Raw genomic sequence first — 19,223 nt, forward strand, 5'->3', positions numbered from 1 at the left:
TTTTAAGTACGGTCCTGGCGGTTGCCTGCTACAGCAACCCACTGACGGGATAGGATAGATTGCTCAATGGCGGTCAGAACCTGCTGATTCTGCAGGCCAAATGCAAAGTTCGGGTAACAGTCGCCGTCGCCGCAGATCCCCTGCACCAGGTCATGAACCTCAATCACTTTGACATCAAAATAGCCGAGCCCGCCGCCGCCAAAATCGAATCCGAAAAAGCCTGAATAGGCCGGGATCTGGCTGCCGGCATAGAGGGTCTTAAAGCCCCTGTCATTTTTGTCATCGCTGAAGCGATAAACCTGCAGCTCATTGAAACGTTCGCCATCCATATAAAGGGTGCCCTCTGTACCTGAGACTTCCCAGAACACCCCAAAAATGCGACCGGCAGCGAGGCGTGAAGCTTCGATCACGCCGCTGGCCCCGCTTTCAAAGCTGACAAGGCACTGAACCTGGTCGTCATTTTCCACCTCACGCCATTCTGCCTGCTCATCGATGCGACTGGCATAACCGGCGTCCACCTGCGGAACCGGGCGCTGCCGCAGCCAGGTCTGGGCGCTGGCCGTTACCTCGCTGATCTCACCCATGAGAAACTGCGCGACGGAAAGGGTATGGGCCCCCAGATCGCCCAGCGAACCGCTGCCGCCCAGCTTTTTAGAGCAGCGCCAGGACCAGGGCAGTTCCGGGTCATTATAAAAACCCTGATCAAAGGTGCCACGAAAGCGGATTGGCGTGCCGATATCGCCGCGCTCAATAATCTGTTTTGCCAGCAGCGCCGCAGGCGTTTTGATATTATTGAAAGCCACCATCGTTTTGACGCCCGCCTGTTCTGCTGCCAGAGTCATCTGCAGCGCCTCTTCCGTGCTGACGGCCAGTGGTTTTTCACAGTAAACGTGCTTACCTGCCGCAATCGCGGCCAGCGCCATCTCATAGTGCAGATGATTGGGGGAGGTGATATCGACCACGTCAACCTGCGGATCGTTAATCAGATCGTGCCAGTCTCCGTAAGCCTTATCAGCCCCAAAGCGCACCGCATTCGCATCGGCTAAAGTCTGGTTTTGATCGGCCAGTGCATAGAGATGAGGGCGCTTTGGCAGGCCGGGATAGATCATTGCCGCACGGCGGTAAGCATCAGCATGCGCCTGCCCCATGAAGCCCGAGCCGATTAAGCCAATGTTGAGTTTGTCTTTCATTGAGCAACTTCCTCTGTTGAGAGGGACTGTGAAAAAGTGCTTTTTACCCAGTGAAACGCCCGGGAAACGGCAGCAAACGGCTCTTCTTTTTGCGGGTCCTGTTCGGCTTCTACTATCAGCCAGCCCTGATAATCTGAGCGCGCAATAAAATCAGTCAGCGGAGAATAATCAATGCATCCCTCGCCCGGCACCGTGAAGAGTCCCGCGCGTACTGCATCATTAAAGCTGAGGTCGTTTTCCCGGACGCGATGTAGCACCTCAGCGCGGACATCCTTCAGGTGGATATGCACGATACGATGACCAAACTTTTCTGTTATCTGAGCCAGGTCAACACCCGCGGCAAAAGCGTGCCCGGAGTCCAGAACCAGTCCGACACTCTCAGCGGTTTTAGTCAGAAACTCTTCCAGTTCATGGTGCTGCTCAACCAGCATCATCAGATGATGATGGTAGGCAAGTTTCAGGCCAAATCTCCCCATCAGAATATCGGCAAACTCGCTGACTTTGCCGGCATATTCATCAGCATCCAGGCTGCACAGGGCCGGAGAAAGAGAAAGAGGCTCGTCCAGCGGATAGCTGCCAGGCATACAGCCGCATTCGCCGTAAACCATAACGTCTGCTCCTGATGCTTTGAGAAGCCCGGCGTGTGGTTCCACGGCCGCGATTTCATCAGCAACGCTGCGTTCGGCAAGGAAACCGCTGTACCAGCCCGAAGCGAGCTGAAGCCCCGCTTCATGCAATAGTGGGGCTAATTCGGTGTGGGTTCGGGGAAATTTTCTGCCCAGCTCAATCCCCTGATAACCGGCAGAGGCAGCCTGTGTCAGGCAGGTTTCAAGTGAAATAGTGTCGCCCAGATCGGGCAGAACGTCGTTGGTCCAGCTTAACGGGCTTACACCTAATCGAATACGTGAACTCATCAGGACACACCTCCTTACAGGTCAGTCTGTAAGCACTATAAGGAAGGCGTAAGCAGAACCGATATCGGTTCAATGAGGTAAAACCCTCAACTGAAGAAAATAGTGAATCTCTCTGTTTCAGCGTGTTATTGCCAGGATTAACTTTATAAATAACCCATTCTGCGGGTTAATTTTCAGACTGACAGATCCGGCACATTAAACGCTCCAGAGATGACAGGCGATGCACAAGAATTGTTCGGAAGCTGGCCGCAATAACGGTTAATGGCGCGCGCATGATCCGGAATATGCCTTTCATTGACCCTGCTCCATTAACTCCAGCGTCTGTCCGTCGGGGCTTTGTAGATATATTACTTCTGAGTCCAGAAGAACAGGGACTCTTCAATATTTCTGACTGAAAAACCGACGTGATCCGCTCTTTTAAACATGAAATTACCTGCTGGGTTTTAGAAAATAAGCACTAAACTATCTGAAATCTCACTTTGGAACTTCACGACAAAAGCGTACATCATCTGGCAGACTGCTTTTCGTGTACAGTCATGATAAAAACCAGGGGATCTTCCTCCCGGTTTTCATAAAAATGAGGAACATCTGTTCTGGCAGTCGCCGAACAGCCGGCTCTTAAAAGATATTGATGGTCCTGTACCCCAAGCGTGAGTGAACCCGCCTGAACATAAAAAAGTTCAAGCGTTCCTGCTGTATGGCCGCGGGAGTCAAACCTTTCACCCGGTTGCATTTCCCACATCCAGAGTTCTGTCATATCAGGGCCGCCAGATCCAGCGAGCAATTTTGCACTGCCGCCTTTTTCTCCTTTCCACAGTTCCGGTATTTCATCTGATGAAATCAGGCGGACTGCCGGTTTTGAGCTGACATCCACAAAGTCAGCCACTGCAACGCCCATCGCGGCAGCCAGCCGGCATAGCAGGGCGATACTGGGATTCGCTCTGCATCCCTCTATCTCAACCAGCGTTCCCTTGCTCACGCCGGCCCGGCGGGAGAGTTCATCAAGAGACATTTTTTTTTGCTGACGATACACCTTAATCCGCTGAGATACGGCTTCATTAACAGTGTCGGCGATAGCATTAGCGTCGGTCAGTAAATTGACTTTTTCGGTCATCGGTCATTATCATGATTTAAATTGGTCATTAAAGGATTATCCCGTGTTAAAAGTATCTCCGTCAATTGCTCCCGATATTTATCGCATTGCACCTGGATTTCGGGCATTGAGTATCGTCGGGCAAGCCGCACCGGTGATAAATCCTGGTGCAGGAGAAGCTGCGCTACAGGATGCATGTAAAGCAGTTCTGGCGGGTCAGCCAGAATGGGCGGAATCTCATCTGGCCGCCTGGGGGGAAGTTTTCCAGAAATTTGGCGCTAAGCCCAAACGTACGCCGTGTTCAGCTGATGCCTTGCGTAAGCGCGTATTGCGCGACGGGACAATGCCGGCGCTCGACCCCATTGTTGATCTCTATAATGCTGTCAGTCTTCGTTATGCCGTACCGGTGGGTGGCGAAAATATCTCTGCCTATCAGGGAGCGCCATGCCTGACTGTGGCAAAAGGAACAGAACCTTTTGATACGCTTAAAGAAGGCGGGACAATCATTGAATATCCTTCGCAGGGTGAGGTGATATGGTGTGATGAGGCCGGTGTAACCTGCCGACGCTGGAACTGGCGCCAGGGGATCAGAACTCGCCTGGGTGTCGAAGCACAGCAGATGTGGTTCATCCTTGAGAGTCTTCCCCAGATGCCGCTGGAGATGCTTCACGAAGCCGGGAAGATGCTGACAGACGGCCTGGAAAAAATGATGCCCGGTGTAGAGTTCGAGGCCTCTCTCATCCAAGAAGTACACCAGTAATACCCTTCAGGAGAGGCGGGTATGTTTACCGGCCTGACGGCGTTTTCATTAACTCCGTTTATCGCCCGCGACGTGGATGAAAAGAGGGCAGGCGCCTCCTTTTTTCACGTGTCTGTATCGGTTAGCATTTATGATAATCCCGGCACTACCCATTTCACCGTTATGGATAAACTACACGCTCACCTCTCATGCCGCAGACCAGTCAGAGGCAACGCTCTGCCTGAATGACAAACTTTACGATAAACGTATAAAGCACGCTTTTCGCTCTTAGCAGATGTTCATCGAACTTCGTCCGCTTTTTGCCAGAAGCGGACGTTCACGTCCGTTCTAGAAATATTGGCCCGATAATTCAGCGTTAAATTTTCCGGTTAATACGCAACGCATCCACAACGAGTGAAAACGCTGGGGAAGGCTGTTTACGGCTGGGATAATAAAGATAGTAGCCGGGAAAAGGACGGCACCATTCTTCAAGCACGCGAATCAGTTTTCCTTCCTGCAGATGTGTGCCGAACTCCTCTTCAGGTAAAAAGGCAATGCCCAGTCCGGCAAGCGCTGCGTCAACGACATGTTCCGATGTGTTAAACGTCAGTTGCCCTTCAACCCGAACGTGAAATTTATCGTTTTCCTGCTCAAACTCCCAGGCGTAAATTTTCCCCGATTGAACCATGCGCTCATTAATACAGCAGTGTTGCATCAGATCGCGTGGCGTCTGAGGGGCGGCGCACCGGGCGAAATACTCAGGGGAAGCTACAGCCGCCATGCGCAGTTTCGGGCCAATGGGTACGGCTATCATATCTTTGTCGATAGTGTCTCCGAGCCGCACGCCGGCATCAAAACGATCCGCAACGATATCTCGGAACCCGTGGTTGGCATCAAACTCAATATGAATATCAGGATATTCGCGTAACAGTGGTGTCAGTTTTGGCAGCAGTGTGGTCTTCAGAACATTAGGTCCACATGTAATACGGACGGTCCCGGCAGGTTTATCACGCAGTGCCGTCAGCATGTCCAGCTCGGCTTCAATCTCATCAATACGATGTCCCACAGACTGCAGCAGTCGTTCCCCGGCAGCCGTCACTGACACACTGCGCGTGGTCCTTGTCAGCAGGCGGATTTGCATCCGTTCTTCCAGCCCGGAAATCGCCTGGCTCAGTGCGGGCTGGGTCACGCCGAGCTGGGCGGCAGCGCGCGTAAAGCTGCCCTCACGCGCCACGGTGACGAAAGAGAGTAAGTCGTTGAGATTGCGTCTGGCCATGCTCGTTTCCGGTCCATTTATAAATTTTACTTATAAGGGTATTAAGTATTCATTAGCTAGTTAACCCGCTGCATATTGGTAACAATAATGCGATGAAAAAGTCAACGCTAACCCTTATGCAAAACGCTTACTGCAGAACATCACTGCTGCTCCTTGCCGGCCTGCTTTTCATCACGCAGTCCGCTATGGCGGGTGACAACGACCGGGGAGTGGCGCAGGAGACGCTTATGAAAATTGAGATCATTGTGGAGGGAGAAACCGCCACCGCCACCCTCTTTGATACGCCGACAGGCCGGGACTTTGCGTCTTTGCTTCCCCTCAGCCTGACGCTGGAAGACTATGACGATATTGAGCGTATAAGCGACCTGCCGCGCAGGCTTTCCACGGTGCAGGCACCGGACGGCATAACGCCGGAAGCCGGAGATATCACTTACTACGCGCCCTGGGGCAACCTGGCGATTTTTGCCCGGGGCAGGGCTTACGCCCGTTCACTGATCCCGTTAGGGAAAGTGGATTCCGGACTGCCGGTCCTGCAGCGCCACGGACCTCTTGCGGTGCAGATCAGGGTCGCCAACTGACCCGCAGCACCTTCCGTACCGCGATTATCCCTCTTATCCCGTCCCCGTATGCCGTTTCAGCTCTTCCTGCAGCGCTGAAGGCTCCGGGGCACAGACTTCATGTTATCTACTGAAAAGAAATCCCTGAATGAGTAATAAGACAGACGAAAACAGAAAAAAAAACACCGGAAGCGGGAAACAGCCTGCGCACTGGAGTGGTGTCTTTGCCATGACGCTGTGCGTCTTCGCCCTGATCGCCTCCGAATTCATGCCGGTCAGCCTGCTGACACCGATGGCGCAGACCCTTCGTGTCACCGAAGGCATGGCCGGACAGGGCATCGCCATTTCCGGGGCATTTGCAGTGGTAACCAGCCTGTTTATTTCCGTGCTGGCAGGCACGCTTAACCGGAAAACGCTGCTGCTCGGCCTGACCTGCATTATGGCAATTTCCGGTGCTGTTATTGCGCTGGCACCCAATTACCTGACCTATATGGCGGGCAGGGCCCTGATTGGCATTGTGGTCGGCGGGTTCTGGTCGATGTCGGCCGCGACGGCAATGCGTCTGGTCCCGGTGCATCGTGTTCCGCTGGCGCTGGCTATTTTCAACAGCGGCAATGCTCTGGCTACCGTCGTGGCTGCCCCTCTGGGCAGCTGGCTCGGATCGGTTGTTGGCTGGCGGGGCGCCTTCTTCTGCCTGGTGCCGGTCGCCATCATAGCGTTTGTCTGGCAATTACTCAGTCTGCCTTCCATGTCGGTCACCCGTCAGGCGGCTTCCCGCAACGTTTTCACGCTGTTTCGTCGCCGGGTGGTCACGCTGGGCATGCTGGGTGTGGGGATCTTCTTTATGGGGCAATTTACGCTCTTTACCTACATCAGGCCTTTCCTTGAGACGGTGACGCGGGTGGATGACGCAACGGTGACCCTGGTCCTGCTGGTTATTGGTGTTGCGGGTTTCATCGGCACTACGCTGATTGGCCGGGTGTTAAAACGCGGGTTCTACCCGACCCTGATGGCCATCCCGGTACTGATGGCCATCACCGCGCTGGCACTGATTGCCTTCGGCAGTCAGGTAGCCATCGTGACGGCGCTGCTTGGGCTGTGGGGGCTGATTTCCACTGCCGCACCGGTGGGATGGTGGGCATGGGTTCCGCGTACCTTCCCGCAGAATGCCGAAGCGGGCGGCGGACTGATGGTGGCGATGGTGCAGCTGTCCATTGCTCTCGGTTCGACGGTGGGCGGCCTGCTTTTCGACCATCACGGCTACCAGAGCACCTTCCTGGCCAGCGCCGCGATGCTGATTATCGCAACCGTGCTGATCTTTCTGACCTCGCGGTCAGACACTTCTGCCGCAGACCATTCATAAACCCAGGAGTAATGCCATGACAGTTAAAGCTTACGGCGCCCATGCGGGCACACTGCCGCTGGAGCCGATGGATATCACCCGTCGCGCCCCCGGTGCCCATGATGTGCAGATTAATATCGCGTACTGCGGAGTCTGCCATTCGGATATCCACCAGGTACGCGCTGAATGGGCTGGAACGCTCTATCCCTGCGTACCGGGACATGAAATTGTCGGTCGTGTAGTGGCCGTTGGCGATCACGTCTCCGGTTTTTGTGCAGGGGACCTGGTGGGGGTCGGCTGCATTGTCGACAGCTGCCGGCACTGCAGTGACTGTGACGACGGACTGGAGAACTACTGCGACCATATGACAGGGACATACAATTTCCCGACGCCGGATGCGCCAGGCCACACGCTGGGCGGATATTCGCAGCAGATTGTGGTGCATGAGCGCTATGTCCTGCGCGTCACTCACCCGGAAGCGCAACTGGCCGCCGTGGCTCCGCTGCTGTGCGCGGGGATCACAACGTACTCACCACTGCGTCACTGGCAGGCGGGGCCCGGCAAAAAGGTCGGAGTGGTCGGTATCGGTGGACTGGGACATATGGGGATCAAGCTTGCGCACGCCATGGGCGCGCATGTCGTGGCCTTTACCACGTCTGAGTCCAAACGTGACGCCGCCATAGCGCTTGGTGCAGATGAGGTGGTGGTCTCCCGTCATGCCAGCGAAATGGAAGCCCATGCAAAGAGCTTCGATTTTATCCTCAACACCGTTGCTGCGCCGCATAACCTCGACGTGTTCACTGCGCTGCTGAAACGCGATGGCACGATGACCCTGGTGGGTGCGCCGGCCACGCCGCATGACTCGCCAGAAGTGTTCAGCCTTATCATGAAGCGCAGATCGATTGCCGGGTCGATGATTGGCGGCATTCCTGAAACGCAGGAGATGCTCGATTTCTGCGCCCTACACGGCATTGTCGCCGACATTGAGCTTATCCGCGCCGACCAGATTAACGATGCCTATGAGCGCATGCTCAGGGGCGATGTGCATTACCGGTTTGTCATTGATAACGCCACCCTGGCTTAATGATAAGGAGACCATCATGAAAAAATTTACGTTAGCGCTGGGGCTGTTGATCAGTGCATTTGCTTCCTCTGCGGCGGATATGTCCCGTGGGGCCGATAATTTTTATAAAAGCGATAAGGTGACGCAGCAAAAAGTCACCTTTAAAAACCAGTACCAGATGGCCGTGGTCGGCAACCTGTTTATCCCGAAAAAGATGAACCAGAATACCCGACACCCGGCGATCGTCGTTGGTCACCCGATGGGAGCCGTTAAGGAACAGAGTTCGAATCTCTATGCGCAGAAGCTGGCGGAGCAGGGGTTTGTCACGCTGGCTATCGATCTCTCTTTCTGGGGAGAAAGCGAGGGCAAACCGGGGCACCTGATTTCACCGGAAATCTACACAGATGATTTCAGCGCGGCGGTTGATTATCTAAGCACACAGCCGTTTGTCGATCCGGATAGCATCGGTGTATTAGGTATCTGCGGCAGCGGAAGTTTTGTTATCAGTGCCGCCAAGATTGACCCGCGTATGAAAGCCATTGCCACGGTCAGCATGTATGACATGGGGAGTGCGTTCCGTAATGGCCTCAACCATTCCCAGACGCCGGAACAACGTAAGGCCTTTATCCGGTCAGCCACAGAGCAGCGTTTAGCAGAGTTTCAGGGAGGCGAGACGGCCTACATTCCCGGTACCGTGAATACACTGGACGCTTCAACGCCTGATATTCAGCGCGAGTTCTTTGATTTCTACCGCACCGAACGCGGCGGCTACACCCCACAGGGTCAGAAAGAAGAACTGACGACGAAACCGATGCTGAGCAGTATTGGCAAGTTTATGAACTTCTATCCGTTCAACGATATTGAAACCATCTCTCCGCGCCCGATGCTGTTTATTACCGGCGATCAGGCACACTCAAAAGAGTTCAGCGAGGACGCTTTCAAACGCGCCGGTCAGCCTAAAGAACTGTACATCGTACCGGGCGCAGGGCATGTCGATCTGTATGACCGTACCGACGTAATCCCTTTTGGCAAGCTGACAGACTTTTTCCGTAAGAATCTGCAATAACACGTTCAGTTAAGGAGCATTTGACATGAACTACAAACATCTGGGGCGTACCGGTCTGCGGGTGAGCCGCATCGGTCTCGGTACCATGAATTTCGGTGAGCTGACGGATGAGTCGGCCAGCTTCAGGATCATGGATGAAGCCGTGGATGCAGGTATCAACTTTTTCGATACCGCTGACGTCTATGGCGGGCCGCAGTCGCCGGATATGGCAAAGGGTTACGGAACATCCGAAGAAATCATCGGTAACTGGCTGGCGCGTAGTGGTCAGCGTGACCGGATAGTGCTGGCCACGAAAGTTTACCAGCCGATGGACACGGGGCCGAACGACAAATACCTGTCTGCCTACCATATCCGCCGGGCCTGTGAGGCCAGCCTGAAAAGGCTGAAAACGGACCATATCGATCTCTATCAGATGCACCATATCGACCGGAACACGCCCTGGGAGGAGATCTGGCAGGCCATGGAACAGCTGATCCGTGAGGGTAAAATCAGCTACGTTGGCAGCAGTAACTTTGCTGGCTGGGATATTGCCACTGCACAGTGCAAGGCCGACGCGCGCAACCTGCTGGGGCTGGCATCGGAACAGAGCCTGTACAATCTGACTCAGCGCACGATTGAGCTGGAAATCATTCCGGCGCTGCGTCATTACGGCATTGGCCTGATCCCCTGGAGCCCGGTCGGGATGGGGATGCTGGGCGGTGTTCTGAAGAAAATTGCCGGTGGCCGCCGGGCATCACCGCAGTTGCAGGCACAAATCAACCGCCTGCGGCCACAACTGGAGGCCTGGGAAACACTGTGTGATGAGCTGGGAGAAACACCATCAGACGTCGCGCTGGCTTGGCTACTGCAGAACTCGGTGGTTAGCGCCGTGCTCAGTGGTCCGCGTACAGTTGAACAGCTCCGTCATAATCTCAATGCCCTGACGCTGTCTCTTTCAGACGATACGCTCAAAAGGCTGGATACCATCTGGCCGGGGCCAGGCGGAGAGGCACCTGAAGCTTACGCGTGGTAAAAGGTTATCAGTGTTAACAATTACCGGCCTTTGGGTCGGTAATTACATTATTTCGGCGAAATTTATTTATTACCTGAAGATGTTGTACCTTTCATCAATTCTTGGATGTCCGCTTTTCGCTCCTGGCGGACGTTCATCGAACTTCGTCCGCTTTGTGCCAGAAGCGGACGTTGCTTATTGTGAAAAGCAGAATGCTGGCAGGCTTATTTAGATGAGGATTTATTGCGCTTAAGCTTTGCCAGTCGGATGTACTACTGCAATATGCCCTGTCTTGTCAGTGAGTCCCGATATAACCGCCAGAATCAGCGCTATCACAGAGAGTATCGCACCAGCCCAGTTAGGCGACTGCAGACCGAACCCTGCAGCAATGACAGCTCCACCCAGCCAGGCACCGACGGCATTGCCGAGATTGAATAGGCCAATGTTAACGGCAGCGGCCAGCGTTGGCGCGCCAGCTGCCCGCGCTTTGTCCATGACCAGTTTCTGGATGGGAGATACGGTCGCAAAACCAAAAGCAGCCATCAGGAAAATACAGAGCGCCGACATAAGCTGACTGTGAGTCGTAAAGTTAAATACCAGCAATACCACGGCCTGAGCGGCCAGAGTCACGTACAGCATCGGCATTAGGGCGCGGTCGGCGTATCTGCCGCCCAGCTGGTTGCCGACAAACAGACCCAGACCAAACAGCAGCATCAGCCAGGCCAGGCTGCTTTCGCTGTATCCGGCAAGTTCCGTCATCATCGGGGCGATATAGGTGATTGAGGTAAAAAATGCGCCCGGCCCAAAGACCGTGATGCCCATCGCCAGCAGAACGTTAACGTTACGGAAGGCATTAAACTCATGTGCAAAATTATGGTTTTCCGGTCTGGGCTGATGTGGGATGAGCATGCCGACGCTGATAACGGTAATGCCTCCAATTACGGCAATTGCCATAAAAGCTTCCCGCCATGACAGGTGCTGTCCAATCCAGGTGCCGACGGGAACCCCGATGAGGTTCGCCACGGTCAGCCCCATGAACATAAACGCAATAGCCCTGACACGTTTAGACGGCGCGACCATATCTGCAGCAATAATCGATCCGATGCCAAAAAAGGCGCCGTGGGTCATGGACGTGATTATCCTGCCGAGGATGGCAATACCCAGCGTCGGCGCAAAGGCCGTCACGATATTACCCGCCACAAACAGCAGCATCAGGAATATCAGCATCGCTTTACGGGGCACTTTTGAGCCCAGAATAATCAGGGCCGGCGCCCCGACAAAAACGCCCAGAGCGTAAGACGTCGCCAGGTTTCCGGCCACTGGAATGCTGACATTGAAATCAGCGGCAATAACGGGAAGCAGGCCTGCAATGATGAATTCAGTGGTTCCGATACCGAATGCACCTATTGCCAGCGCCCAGAGAGCAAATGGCATAACAAATATCCTGTCAGTCAAATAGGGTTGTGTCTGAACTGCGCATTACACCGGCCGGTTTCCGTTAAAAACCGGTGCGGAACTTACTGGCAGCAGCGAGACGTGCAGAATATAAGTTTGCCGGAAGTTGATAAATAACCCTGAAATCGCCTGAGTGGGGACAAAAATTCTACCTCATCGCGCCGAAATATCCCTCGCCGGCCTTCCTGAGCAGCTCATCCACGATAAGCCTGACTTTGGGGATCAGGTGCCTTGTTCGGGGCCAGACGACGTTCAGCTCGACCGGTACGGGCATATGATCGGGCATAACGGCAACGAGGCTGCCTGCATCAATATGGTCATTCACCATCGACTCCGGAAACTGAGCAATACCGGCTCCAGCCAGGCAGGCCTGAAGCATGGCGTCTCCATCACTTATCTGGTGCGCCGAACCGGAGATAAACTTCATCTCCCGTTCCCCGGCCGGTCGCAGACGCCAGGCAAGAGGCGCCCCGCGCCGGTAGCCCATTATGCAGCTGTACTTTTTCAGCGCCTCGATATTTCCGGGCTGACCGTGCCGCTCAATATAAGCGGGGGAGGCGCATAGCATGAGGCGCTGCCGGCTCAGGCGACGGGCAATAAGTTCATCGGTGCTCTGCAGGTCGCCTAGGCGCAGCACCAGGTCAACGCCTTCCTCCACAGGGTCAATCAGTCGGTCGTTAAAGGTCAACGCCAGTCGCAGAGCAGGATAGCGGTCTGTCACTTCAAGTAGCACGGGCATCATCAGATTGCGTCCGAATGACGCCGGCATGTCTATACGGACCGTTCCGGCGGGGTTATCCTGGCGCCTGCTAAGCGTGTTTTCCGCTGAATCCATAATTTCCAGCGCAGACAGACAGCTGGCGAGATAAGCCTCACCGTCACTGGTCAGGCTCAACTTGCGGGTTGAGCGGTGAAACAGCCGAGTTCCCAGCCTTTCCTCAAGGCGTGCCACGCTTTTTCCCACGGCCGATTTGGTTATACCCAGCAGCTCTGCAGCTTCAGTAAAGCTGCTCGATTTGGCCGTCGTAACGAAATTGGTAATTCCCCGCAGGGATTCGGCAGTAAATCCGGTAGACATAAAGTTGACTCTCTGGCGACTCATAACGCGTTTATCGATGTGTAATTCTATACCAGGCTTGATTCAGTCCGTAAGCAAACCGCCGGCGCAGCCGGAAATTCATTCAAAGCACAGGAAGCAGTTATGTCTCAGGCACAACCTCTGAAATTTGTCTCACTGCTGGGCAGCCTTCGCGCGGGTTCATTCAACGCCGTTGTGGCCCGTAATCTTGAGCTGCTGGCGCCGGAAGGCGTGGAAGTCAGCGCGCTCGGATCTGTCAAAGACATACCTCACTACGATGCAGACCTGCAGGCTCAGGGGTTTCCTGAAGCGGTCGTGGCAATGGGAAAATCGATAGCGGCAGCGGACGGTCTGATTATTGTCACGCCTGAATATAACTATTCCGTGCCGGGTGCGCTGAAGAACGCGCTGGACTGGCTTTCCCGCCTGCCGGACACCCCTGTGGCCGGTAAGCCGGTTGCCATACTCACGGCTTCACCCGGTGCCATAGGCGGTGCGCGGGCGCAGTATCATCTGCGCCAGATTCTGGTCTTTCTCGACGGCAGAGTGCTTAACAAGCCAGAGGTCATGATTGGACAGGCGGCGTCCCGGCTTGATCCGGAAACCGGCAGTATTACGGATGCGGACACTCGCAACCTGATTACGGCGCAGCTCAGCGCGCTTGCAGAAATGGCCCGCCGTCAGGGTTGATTTCTAACGTCACTCCTATCTGTAAAACCACAGGGAGAAAACCATGTCTACTGACATTATTCGCGGTATGGACCACGTTGGCATTACCGTTTCTGATATTGACGAGGCTACCCGCTTCTTTTCTGAGGCTTTTGGCGCGGAAGTTATATACGACTCTGTGTCGCCGTCAGATGACGACGTAAAAGGCGAAGATACGGAAAGCATTCTTAATCTGTTCCCGGGCACGAAAATTACCACGGTAAGAATGATGAAGCTCAAGCACGGCCCGGGGCTTGAGCTTTTTGAAATGAAGGGGCCGGAGCAAAGCCAGCCCGTGCGGCCCAGCGATTACGGCCTGCAGCATTTTGCCGTGTACGTTGATGACATCAGCGAGGCTGTCAGCCTGTTCGAGCGGGCCGGCGGAAAAATGTTCACCTCTCCTCAGCCCCTGATGTTTCCGACCGAGGTCGGAGAGAATAACTTTTTCTGCTATGGACGTACCCCGTGGGGCAGCGTCATTGAACTGATTTCTCTGCCTTCAAAGCTTCCGTATGAGGACCATACTTCTCTGCGTCGCTGGAAGCCCTGACAGCAGTCTGGTGCGCCTGTGCTTTGCACCTTCGCTACTGAAGATTATCTCAGTAACGAAGGTGCATAAGCTGCTGACTCATATAGAGCTGTGCTACCAGCCAGCTGCCACCTCTCCGTTTTGGCTGCATGGAGCATACTTATGTCCCCCGTTAAGGTTCAGCATTTTACGTCTCTGGCTAAGTTTCTTCACTGGCTGATGGCTTTAATCTGGATTGGAGCCTGGTTTATTGGCTATGTTGCGGTAACGTGGCGCGATGAGCTTAACGGGGATCATTCGCTTACCATCGCTCATAAAGCTCTGGCGAGTACATTACTGTTACTCGTCATCATACGTATAGGCTGGCGTCTGACGCATCCTTCTCCGCCTTTACCGGATAGCATGAGCGCAGTAATGCGCAGGGCCGCCCATGCCGGGCATTTTGTGATATACGCAGCAGGCCTCATCGCACTGCCGGTATCCGGATGGCTCTGGAGCTCGGTTGCTGACAAGCCGATTATGGTGCTCTGGTCATTCAGGTTGCCGCCACTGATCGCACCGCATCCCGAATATTATGAACTGATGAAAGATATCCACGTCACTCTTGCCTTCACAATGGGCGCTTTAATCGCCGGGCATATTCTGATTGCCCTCAAGCATGCATTGATCGACCGGGACGGCGTAATGAGCGGGATGCTGCCAAAGGCCTTTATTTCACGCAATCCGACTGACATAAAACGTCAATAATTATACCTCCCGCTCTGTTTTAACTTATACCAGTGTGAACGTCCGCTTTTCGCTCATAGCGGACACTGGCCGATAGATCGGATTGTTCTATACGTTGAGCATAGTGTCTTCAGCCGCCCTGCGGGCGGCTACAGTTAATACTCATTTCCCGATAACGTTCCAGTCGGCCGCAGTGGATAGCGTAACAAACGGGCCAGCCAGCGTGACATTATGATGGCTGACGATCTCTTTAGCTGACAGGCAGCAGTTATCCATTGTTGTATGCGCATCTGAAATCAGCACTGTCCTGAATCCGCGTTCCGACGCTGCACGGCAGGTTGTGTCCACACAAAATTCTGTTTTCATCCCGGCGATAACCAGTTCCCTGATACCTCGCTGGCTGAGCTGATGCTGCAGGTCCGTATTCTGAAAACAGCTGGGATGCTTTTTAATAAACACGACATCACGCTCAGCGTACACGTTCATTTCAGGTATAAGTCGGGTTAACGGCCCCTGCTCTGAGAAAGGGGAGTCATCAGGTCCGGTATGGCGCGCAAAAAAGATGGGTATCTGAGCCCGCCTGGCTTTTTCAATCAGCAGACAGATATTCGAGAGTACAGAAGCCGCGGAATAGGGGGAAACCGGCCCGCGAAAAAGCCCGTGCTGCATATCGATAATTAAAAGCGCATTTTCAGAAATCACAATATATCTCCATTCGGTAAGTTATGAACGGAGAGATCGTTTTCCCCGTCCGGTCTGGCGGGGAGTCAGAGTCTGTTTTGTCAGGTGCCAGTCACAGATGCGCTCACGCCGCCGAAGGTGCCGGTGGTTGTGACGGTGGTTGTTGACTGAACTGACTTAATCATCGCCTGGTTTTCGCTTATAAGTTGGTGACAGTAAGAGGAAACATAATAACTTAAAAAAGCTGTTTTCTGGTTTTAACACCATAACTCACCTGTTACAACAGATATGTCCGTTGACTGATATCGGTTTTTTCCTGTGACATCCAGGCCAGATAATGCATGGTAATATGACTTCCATTTTTCACATAAGGCCACCTGGTAATGTCTGATATAGCATCACTGCATAAAAAGCGGCTTTGTGTCAGAAGCAGATAGCGCGATCTGTAATGGCGGATCAGGAGATTCACTATATGTTTGCTGGCAGGCGGATATATACTCTCGTTTTTGGATGGTGCTGACATGCCTCACATAACCCTGCATATTCTGAATGCCCAACAAAAACTGACCGCTCACCGTGAATGGCTTCAGGCCAGCCTGACCGCTACCTATCAAAAAGCTCAGCGGCTGATGCCGGTTCCTTCGCTGGATGTGGTGGTTAAAGCCGGAAAGTTTGTGATCCCTGAAAAAGGGCACACGGGTTTTTGTCCTGAGCCAGGCGTTATCTATTTAACGGTCGACCCTGAAAACCCGGCATTCTGTAAAAATGAAGCGCACTCGCTTGAGCGAATGTTTGCTCATGAACTGCACCATGCGGCCAGGTGGGCAGGGCCCGGATACGGCTCAACGTTAGGGGAAGCTATCGTTTCTGAAGGACTTGCCGGGCACTTTTCTCTTGAGCTTCTAGGCGGTAAACCTGAACTCTGGGAAAGCCTCAACTCAGATATTATTCAATCCTTCGCCCGGCAACTGCATGACAGCTGGCATCGCACCGATTACGATCACAATGCCTGGTTTTACGGAACCGGCGATTTGCCAAAGTGGCTGGGATACACCGCAGGCTTTGAGCTGATTTCCCGGTATCTGGCAGCCTCTCCGCATCTGAAAGCTTCAGCGCTGGCAGATATTAGCGCTGAGGATTTCAGGATGTTCATTTAAAAATATTCGTGTCCTGTTTATTCAGAACGTCCGTTTTGCAGGCAAAAACGGACGTTCTGGTTTTGACAATCAAAATAATAATGCAGCTGAGTTATAAGCAGGTTATTGCTCACAAAAATTCAACCCATAATTTCAATAAGATTGCTATCGGGATCCTTGATGATAGCTTCATAATAACCATCACCTGTGAGGCGAGCCGGACTCACTAAAATTCCATCTTCGGATGCTTTAATAACCATTTCATCAACCCGGTGGCGGGAGCCAACGTCGATAGCAACATGCGCCCAGCCGGTAAGCTCTGCACCGTGTTGTCCCTCTGCCATACCCTTCAGGTGCATTAGCTCAATAGTAGGTCCTTCACTTAAGCTGATAAAATAAGAGGAAAAACCGGGCCGGTTTTTGCTGATATATAACTCATTAGGGGTTCCGCCAAAATAGTCTCGCCAGAATATTTTTTGCGCTTCAATATTTCCCGTCCATAAAGCTAAATGTGAAATTTTCATTAGTGACATCTGAGTATGCAAAGTAAGCAATCCGCCAGGCCCAGGTCATTAGTCGTTGTTTCTGACAAATATATGACCACAAGCCGATGCTTAAATTAATGCCTGAAGGGCTGCTATGAACGCAATAAGTTTGCAAAACAGATATCACGCTGTGAATAACAATACTGCGGCGTTGTGGGCGGAAAATGCAGGTATCGGGAAGGTCAGAGAGGAAAACTACTACGATCCGACCCGGCTCGCGCTGGCAACGGGCATACGGCCCTCCGTGACCGCAGATATTTCACGCCTTATTGCGAAGTTAACTCAGCTCACCGCAGGTGACCGGCTTGCCGATACGTTGCCCGCCTGCGGTTTGCATTTTACTTTCTTACCCCTGACTCTGCCGCTCTATCACGCAGATGAGCCACTGCCAGCGAAAGTGGATCAGTTAATGGCAATCTGGCGTGAATTTGCAGCGGAAAAAGTTGTGATTACGCATCTGCGGCTGGTAGCGTTACCCGATCAGCTTTTGCTGGCGGGGATCCCGGCACATCCTGCGCTGGCGCTGCGTGAGCAGTTCTGTGCAAAGGTGCTCGATTCTCAGTGGAAAAATGAAATCCTGATGCGCCATGCCGGCAGAGCGTTGCCGGCTCCCTTCTGGCACAGCACGCTGCTGCGCTACGGGGCGGCGTTTTTACCTGAACCTGTGCGCGCGTTTTTCTTTAAGCATCAGGCCGCCACGTTCGGTGATGTAGACGGGGAACTGACGCTGGTGAAAACTAACTATAACTGGACAAAGTGCTATCCCTTAAAATAGTCCAGGGCGAAAAGAGAAGAGGTTGCTATGAAATTGCCGGGAATGCCGGAAAATGAAGCTGCGCGGCTGAAGTCGCTCCACAAACTTGGCCTGCTGGATACGCAGGACGATGAGCGCTTTGAACGACTGACCCGCATTTCCCGCCGGCTGTTTCAGGTACCGATAGCGCTAATCAACCTTATCGATCGCGATCGTCAGTGGGCGCTGGCGTGTCAGGGGATCAACGGCCGCGAGATGAAACGCGACATCTCTCTGTGCGCGCATGCCATTATGCTGGATGAGCCTTTAATCATCACAGACGCGCGCGAAGATGCGCGGTTTTATGACAATCCGCTGGTGACCGGCACGCCGTTTATCCGTTTTTATGTGGGGTATCCGGTGCGGCTGCCCGACGGTGCCGTTGCCGGTACTCTGTGTCTGGCTAACAGCGAACCGCGCCGTTTTACCGACGACGACATTGCCGCAATGAAAGACGTGGCGGCGATTGTCGAAAATGAATTTCAGGTCACGCACATCGCAATGGTGGACAGCCTGACGGATATTCCCAACCGGCGCGGGTTTTATGCGATGGGAGAAAAGCGGTTTCAGCAACTGCAGCAGCAGGATCGCGACTTTGCCATCCTCTATTTTGACCTCGACAAATTCAAGCCTATCAATGACCTGTGGGGCCATGCAGAAGGCGACAACGTGCTGAAGATCTTCGCCGCGCTGCTCTATCAGCAGCTCGGACCGGATGACATTGCAGGCCGTCTCGGCGGCGATGAGTTTGCTGTATTGCTGGCCCGGCAAAGCGATGCTAAAGCCTACCTGTGCCGGCTGCGCGAGGCGCTGTCAGTATGGAATCAGCAGGCGGCTAAGCCCTACAACATTAATTACTCGTTTGGCATGATCGCCAGTGAGGCAGGCAAATATGCCTCGCTCGCGGAAATGATCGGCGAGAGCGACAGCGTGATGTATGCCGAAAAGCGTCGCAAAAAGCCGCGCTAAGCACGCGGCCAGCTGTGCAGGAGATTAGTGGCCGTGAACGGTTAGCGCCACCAGCCGGATAACCACCGGACGTACAAGCAGAATGCAGACAAAGGCAGCAGGCATCGCCACCTGATAAGCATTCATCACATTTGTCATATAATGCGGGCCTGGACCAGACTCTGCCAGCGTAATAACCAGGCTCATCAGAAACGCCATAATGGTCGCCATGTACAGAGAAAATATATAAGGGGTAACCCGATGTGGCAGCCGTAAGCGCACGCCAGCTGACGCAATTGCTTTAATCATAAGATCTCTCCTGACCGGTAAGTTAAGAAACAGCGGCTACCTTACGGGCCTGTGCCGGACAAAAAAAGCGCAGCTGTGCTTTAA

At 53.6% G+C, this 19,223-nt stretch carries 21 protein-coding genes; 12 read left to right on the forward strand and 9 right to left on the reverse strand.

Annotated elements, in window-relative coordinates:
* Positions 1–2: 2 nt before the first annotated feature.
* From C1Y41_RS15225 to C1Y41_RS15235, 3 genes are all read right to left on the reverse strand, one after another.
* Positions 3–1,190 (reverse strand): Gfo/Idh/MocA family protein, encoded by a 1,188-nt coding sequence (locus C1Y41_RS15225; protein WP_104085769.1) that lies wholly within the window; start codon positions 1,188–1,190, stop codon positions 3–5.
* Positions 1,187–2,107: a myo-inosose-2 dehydratase gene (gene iolE, locus C1Y41_RS15230; protein WP_071668517.1), complete on the reverse strand. Its 921-nt coding sequence runs from the start codon at positions 2,105–2,107 to the stop codon at positions 1,187–1,189. The genes C1Y41_RS15225 and iolE overlap by 4 nt, the downstream gene beginning before the upstream one ends.
* Positions 2,108–2,609: 502 nt before the next feature.
* Positions 2,610–3,218, reverse strand: a complete 609-nt coding sequence (locus tag C1Y41_RS15235; RefSeq protein WP_104085770.1) for a cupin domain-containing protein — start codon at positions 3,216–3,218, stop codon at positions 2,610–2,612.
* A 43-nt stretch (positions 3,219–3,261) separates the two neighbouring features.
* Between C1Y41_RS15235 and C1Y41_RS15240 the strand changes: the two genes are divergently transcribed.
* Complete coding sequence (locus tag C1Y41_RS15240; protein WP_104085771.1) at positions 3,262–3,957, forward strand: B3/4 domain-containing protein; 696 nt, start codon at positions 3,262–3,264, stop codon at positions 3,955–3,957.
* A 355-nt stretch (positions 3,958–4,312) separates the two neighbouring features.
* Here C1Y41_RS15240 and C1Y41_RS15250 read toward each other — a convergent pair whose 3' ends face one another.
* Positions 4,313–5,212 (reverse strand): LysR family transcriptional regulator, encoded by a 900-nt coding sequence (locus C1Y41_RS15250; protein WP_104085772.1) that lies wholly within the window; start codon positions 5,210–5,212, stop codon positions 4,313–4,315.
* 227 nt (positions 5,213–5,439) lie between these two features.
* Here C1Y41_RS15250 and C1Y41_RS15255 point away from each other — a divergent pair, with 227 nt between their 5' ends.
* From C1Y41_RS15255 to C1Y41_RS15275, 5 genes are all read left to right on the forward strand, one after another.
* Entirely contained in the window at positions 5,440–5,790 is a 351-nt protein-coding gene (locus C1Y41_RS15255; RefSeq protein ID WP_080172362.1) for a cyclophilin-like fold protein, read from the forward strand.
* A 127-nt stretch (positions 5,791–5,917) separates the two neighbouring features.
* Positions 5,918–7,132, forward strand: a complete 1,215-nt coding sequence (locus C1Y41_RS15260; protein ID WP_104085773.1) for an MFS transporter — start codon at positions 5,918–5,920, stop codon at positions 7,130–7,132.
* 16 nt (positions 7,133–7,148) lie between these two features.
* Positions 7,149–8,195, forward strand: coding sequence for an NAD(P)-dependent alcohol dehydrogenase (locus tag C1Y41_RS15265; protein ID WP_104085774.1), 1,047 nt, complete (start codon positions 7,149–7,151; stop codon positions 8,193–8,195).
* A 16-nt stretch (positions 8,196–8,211) separates the two neighbouring features.
* The gene (locus C1Y41_RS15270) at positions 8,212–9,240 is read left to right on the forward strand and encodes an alpha/beta hydrolase (RefSeq protein ID WP_104085775.1); all 1,029 of its coding nucleotides are present in this window, start codon (positions 8,212–8,214) and stop codon (positions 9,238–9,240) included.
* A 25-nt stretch (positions 9,241–9,265) separates the two neighbouring features.
* On the forward strand, positions 9,266–10,252 hold the full coding sequence (locus C1Y41_RS15275; RefSeq protein WP_104085776.1) for an aldo/keto reductase: 987 nt from the start codon (positions 9,266–9,268) through the stop codon (positions 10,250–10,252).
* Between the two features lie 228 nt (positions 10,253–10,480).
* On the opposite strand, the gene C1Y41_RS15280 is transcribed toward C1Y41_RS15275, so the two are convergent.
* A complete protein-coding gene (locus C1Y41_RS15280; protein WP_104085777.1) occupies positions 10,481–11,665 on the reverse strand; it encodes an MFS transporter in 1,185 nt (394 codons plus the stop codon).
* Between the two features lie 169 nt (positions 11,666–11,834).
* Positions 11,835–12,764 carry a LysR family transcriptional regulator gene (locus C1Y41_RS15285; protein WP_104085836.1) on the reverse strand — a complete coding sequence of 310 codons (930 nt, stop codon included), beginning with the start codon at positions 12,762–12,764 and terminating at the stop codon, positions 11,835–11,837.
* 123 nt (positions 12,765–12,887) lie between these two features.
* Between C1Y41_RS15285 and C1Y41_RS15290 the strand changes: the two genes are divergently transcribed.
* The 3 genes from C1Y41_RS15290 to C1Y41_RS15300 all read left to right on the forward strand — a co-directional run bounded on the left by C1Y41_RS15290 (position 12,888) and on the right by C1Y41_RS15300 (position 14,748).
* Entirely contained in the window at positions 12,888–13,454 is a 567-nt protein-coding gene (locus C1Y41_RS15290; protein WP_104085778.1) for an NADPH-dependent FMN reductase, read from the forward strand.
* 43 nt (positions 13,455–13,497) lie between these two features.
* A complete protein-coding gene (locus C1Y41_RS15295) occupies positions 13,498–14,022 on the forward strand; it encodes a VOC family protein (protein ID WP_104085779.1) in 525 nt (174 codons plus the stop codon).
* Positions 14,023–14,163: 141 nt separating this feature from the next.
* A complete protein-coding gene (locus C1Y41_RS15300) occupies positions 14,164–14,748 on the forward strand; it encodes a cytochrome b (RefSeq protein ID WP_104085780.1) in 585 nt (194 codons plus the stop codon).
* 141 nt (positions 14,749–14,889) lie between these two features.
* Here C1Y41_RS15300 and C1Y41_RS15305 read toward each other — a convergent pair whose 3' ends face one another.
* On the reverse strand, positions 14,890–15,432 hold the full coding sequence (locus C1Y41_RS15305; RefSeq protein WP_104085781.1) for a cysteine hydrolase family protein: 543 nt from the start codon (positions 15,430–15,432) through the stop codon (positions 14,890–14,892).
* 452 nt (positions 15,433–15,884) lie between these two features.
* Here C1Y41_RS15305 and C1Y41_RS15310 point away from each other — a divergent pair, with 452 nt between their 5' ends.
* Positions 15,885–16,565, forward strand: coding sequence for a DUF2268 domain-containing protein (locus tag C1Y41_RS15310; protein ID WP_233207445.1), 681 nt, complete (start codon positions 15,885–15,887; stop codon positions 16,563–16,565).
* A 119-nt stretch (positions 16,566–16,684) separates the two neighbouring features.
* On the opposite strand, the gene C1Y41_RS15315 is transcribed toward C1Y41_RS15310, so the two are convergent.
* Positions 16,685–17,068 (reverse strand): VOC family protein, encoded by a 384-nt coding sequence (locus C1Y41_RS15315; protein WP_104085783.1) that lies wholly within the window; start codon positions 17,066–17,068, stop codon positions 16,685–16,687.
* A 115-nt stretch (positions 17,069–17,183) separates the two neighbouring features.
* On the opposite strand from C1Y41_RS15315, the gene C1Y41_RS15320 reads away from it, so the two are divergent.
* On the forward strand, positions 17,184–17,864 hold the full coding sequence (locus tag C1Y41_RS15320) for a hypothetical protein (RefSeq protein ID WP_104085784.1): 681 nt from the start codon (positions 17,184–17,186) through the stop codon (positions 17,862–17,864).
* Between the two features lie 27 nt (positions 17,865–17,891).
* Complete coding sequence (locus tag C1Y41_RS15325) at positions 17,892–18,851, forward strand: sensor domain-containing diguanylate cyclase (RefSeq protein ID WP_104085785.1); 960 nt, start codon at positions 17,892–17,894, stop codon at positions 18,849–18,851.
* A gap of 24 nt (positions 18,852–18,875) precedes the next feature.
* Here the strand turns inward: C1Y41_RS15325 and C1Y41_RS15330 are convergent, their stop codons facing one another.
* Positions 18,876–19,139, reverse strand: coding sequence for a DUF2798 domain-containing protein (locus C1Y41_RS15330; RefSeq protein ID WP_040113687.1), 264 nt, complete (start codon positions 19,137–19,139; stop codon positions 18,876–18,878).
* Positions 19,140–19,223 lie beyond the last annotated feature (84 nt).

It is taken from the genome of Pantoea sp. ICBG 1758, assembly GCF_002928325.1.
Lineage (GTDB): Bacteria > Pseudomonadota > Gammaproteobacteria > Enterobacterales > Enterobacteriaceae > Pantoea > Pantoea eucrina.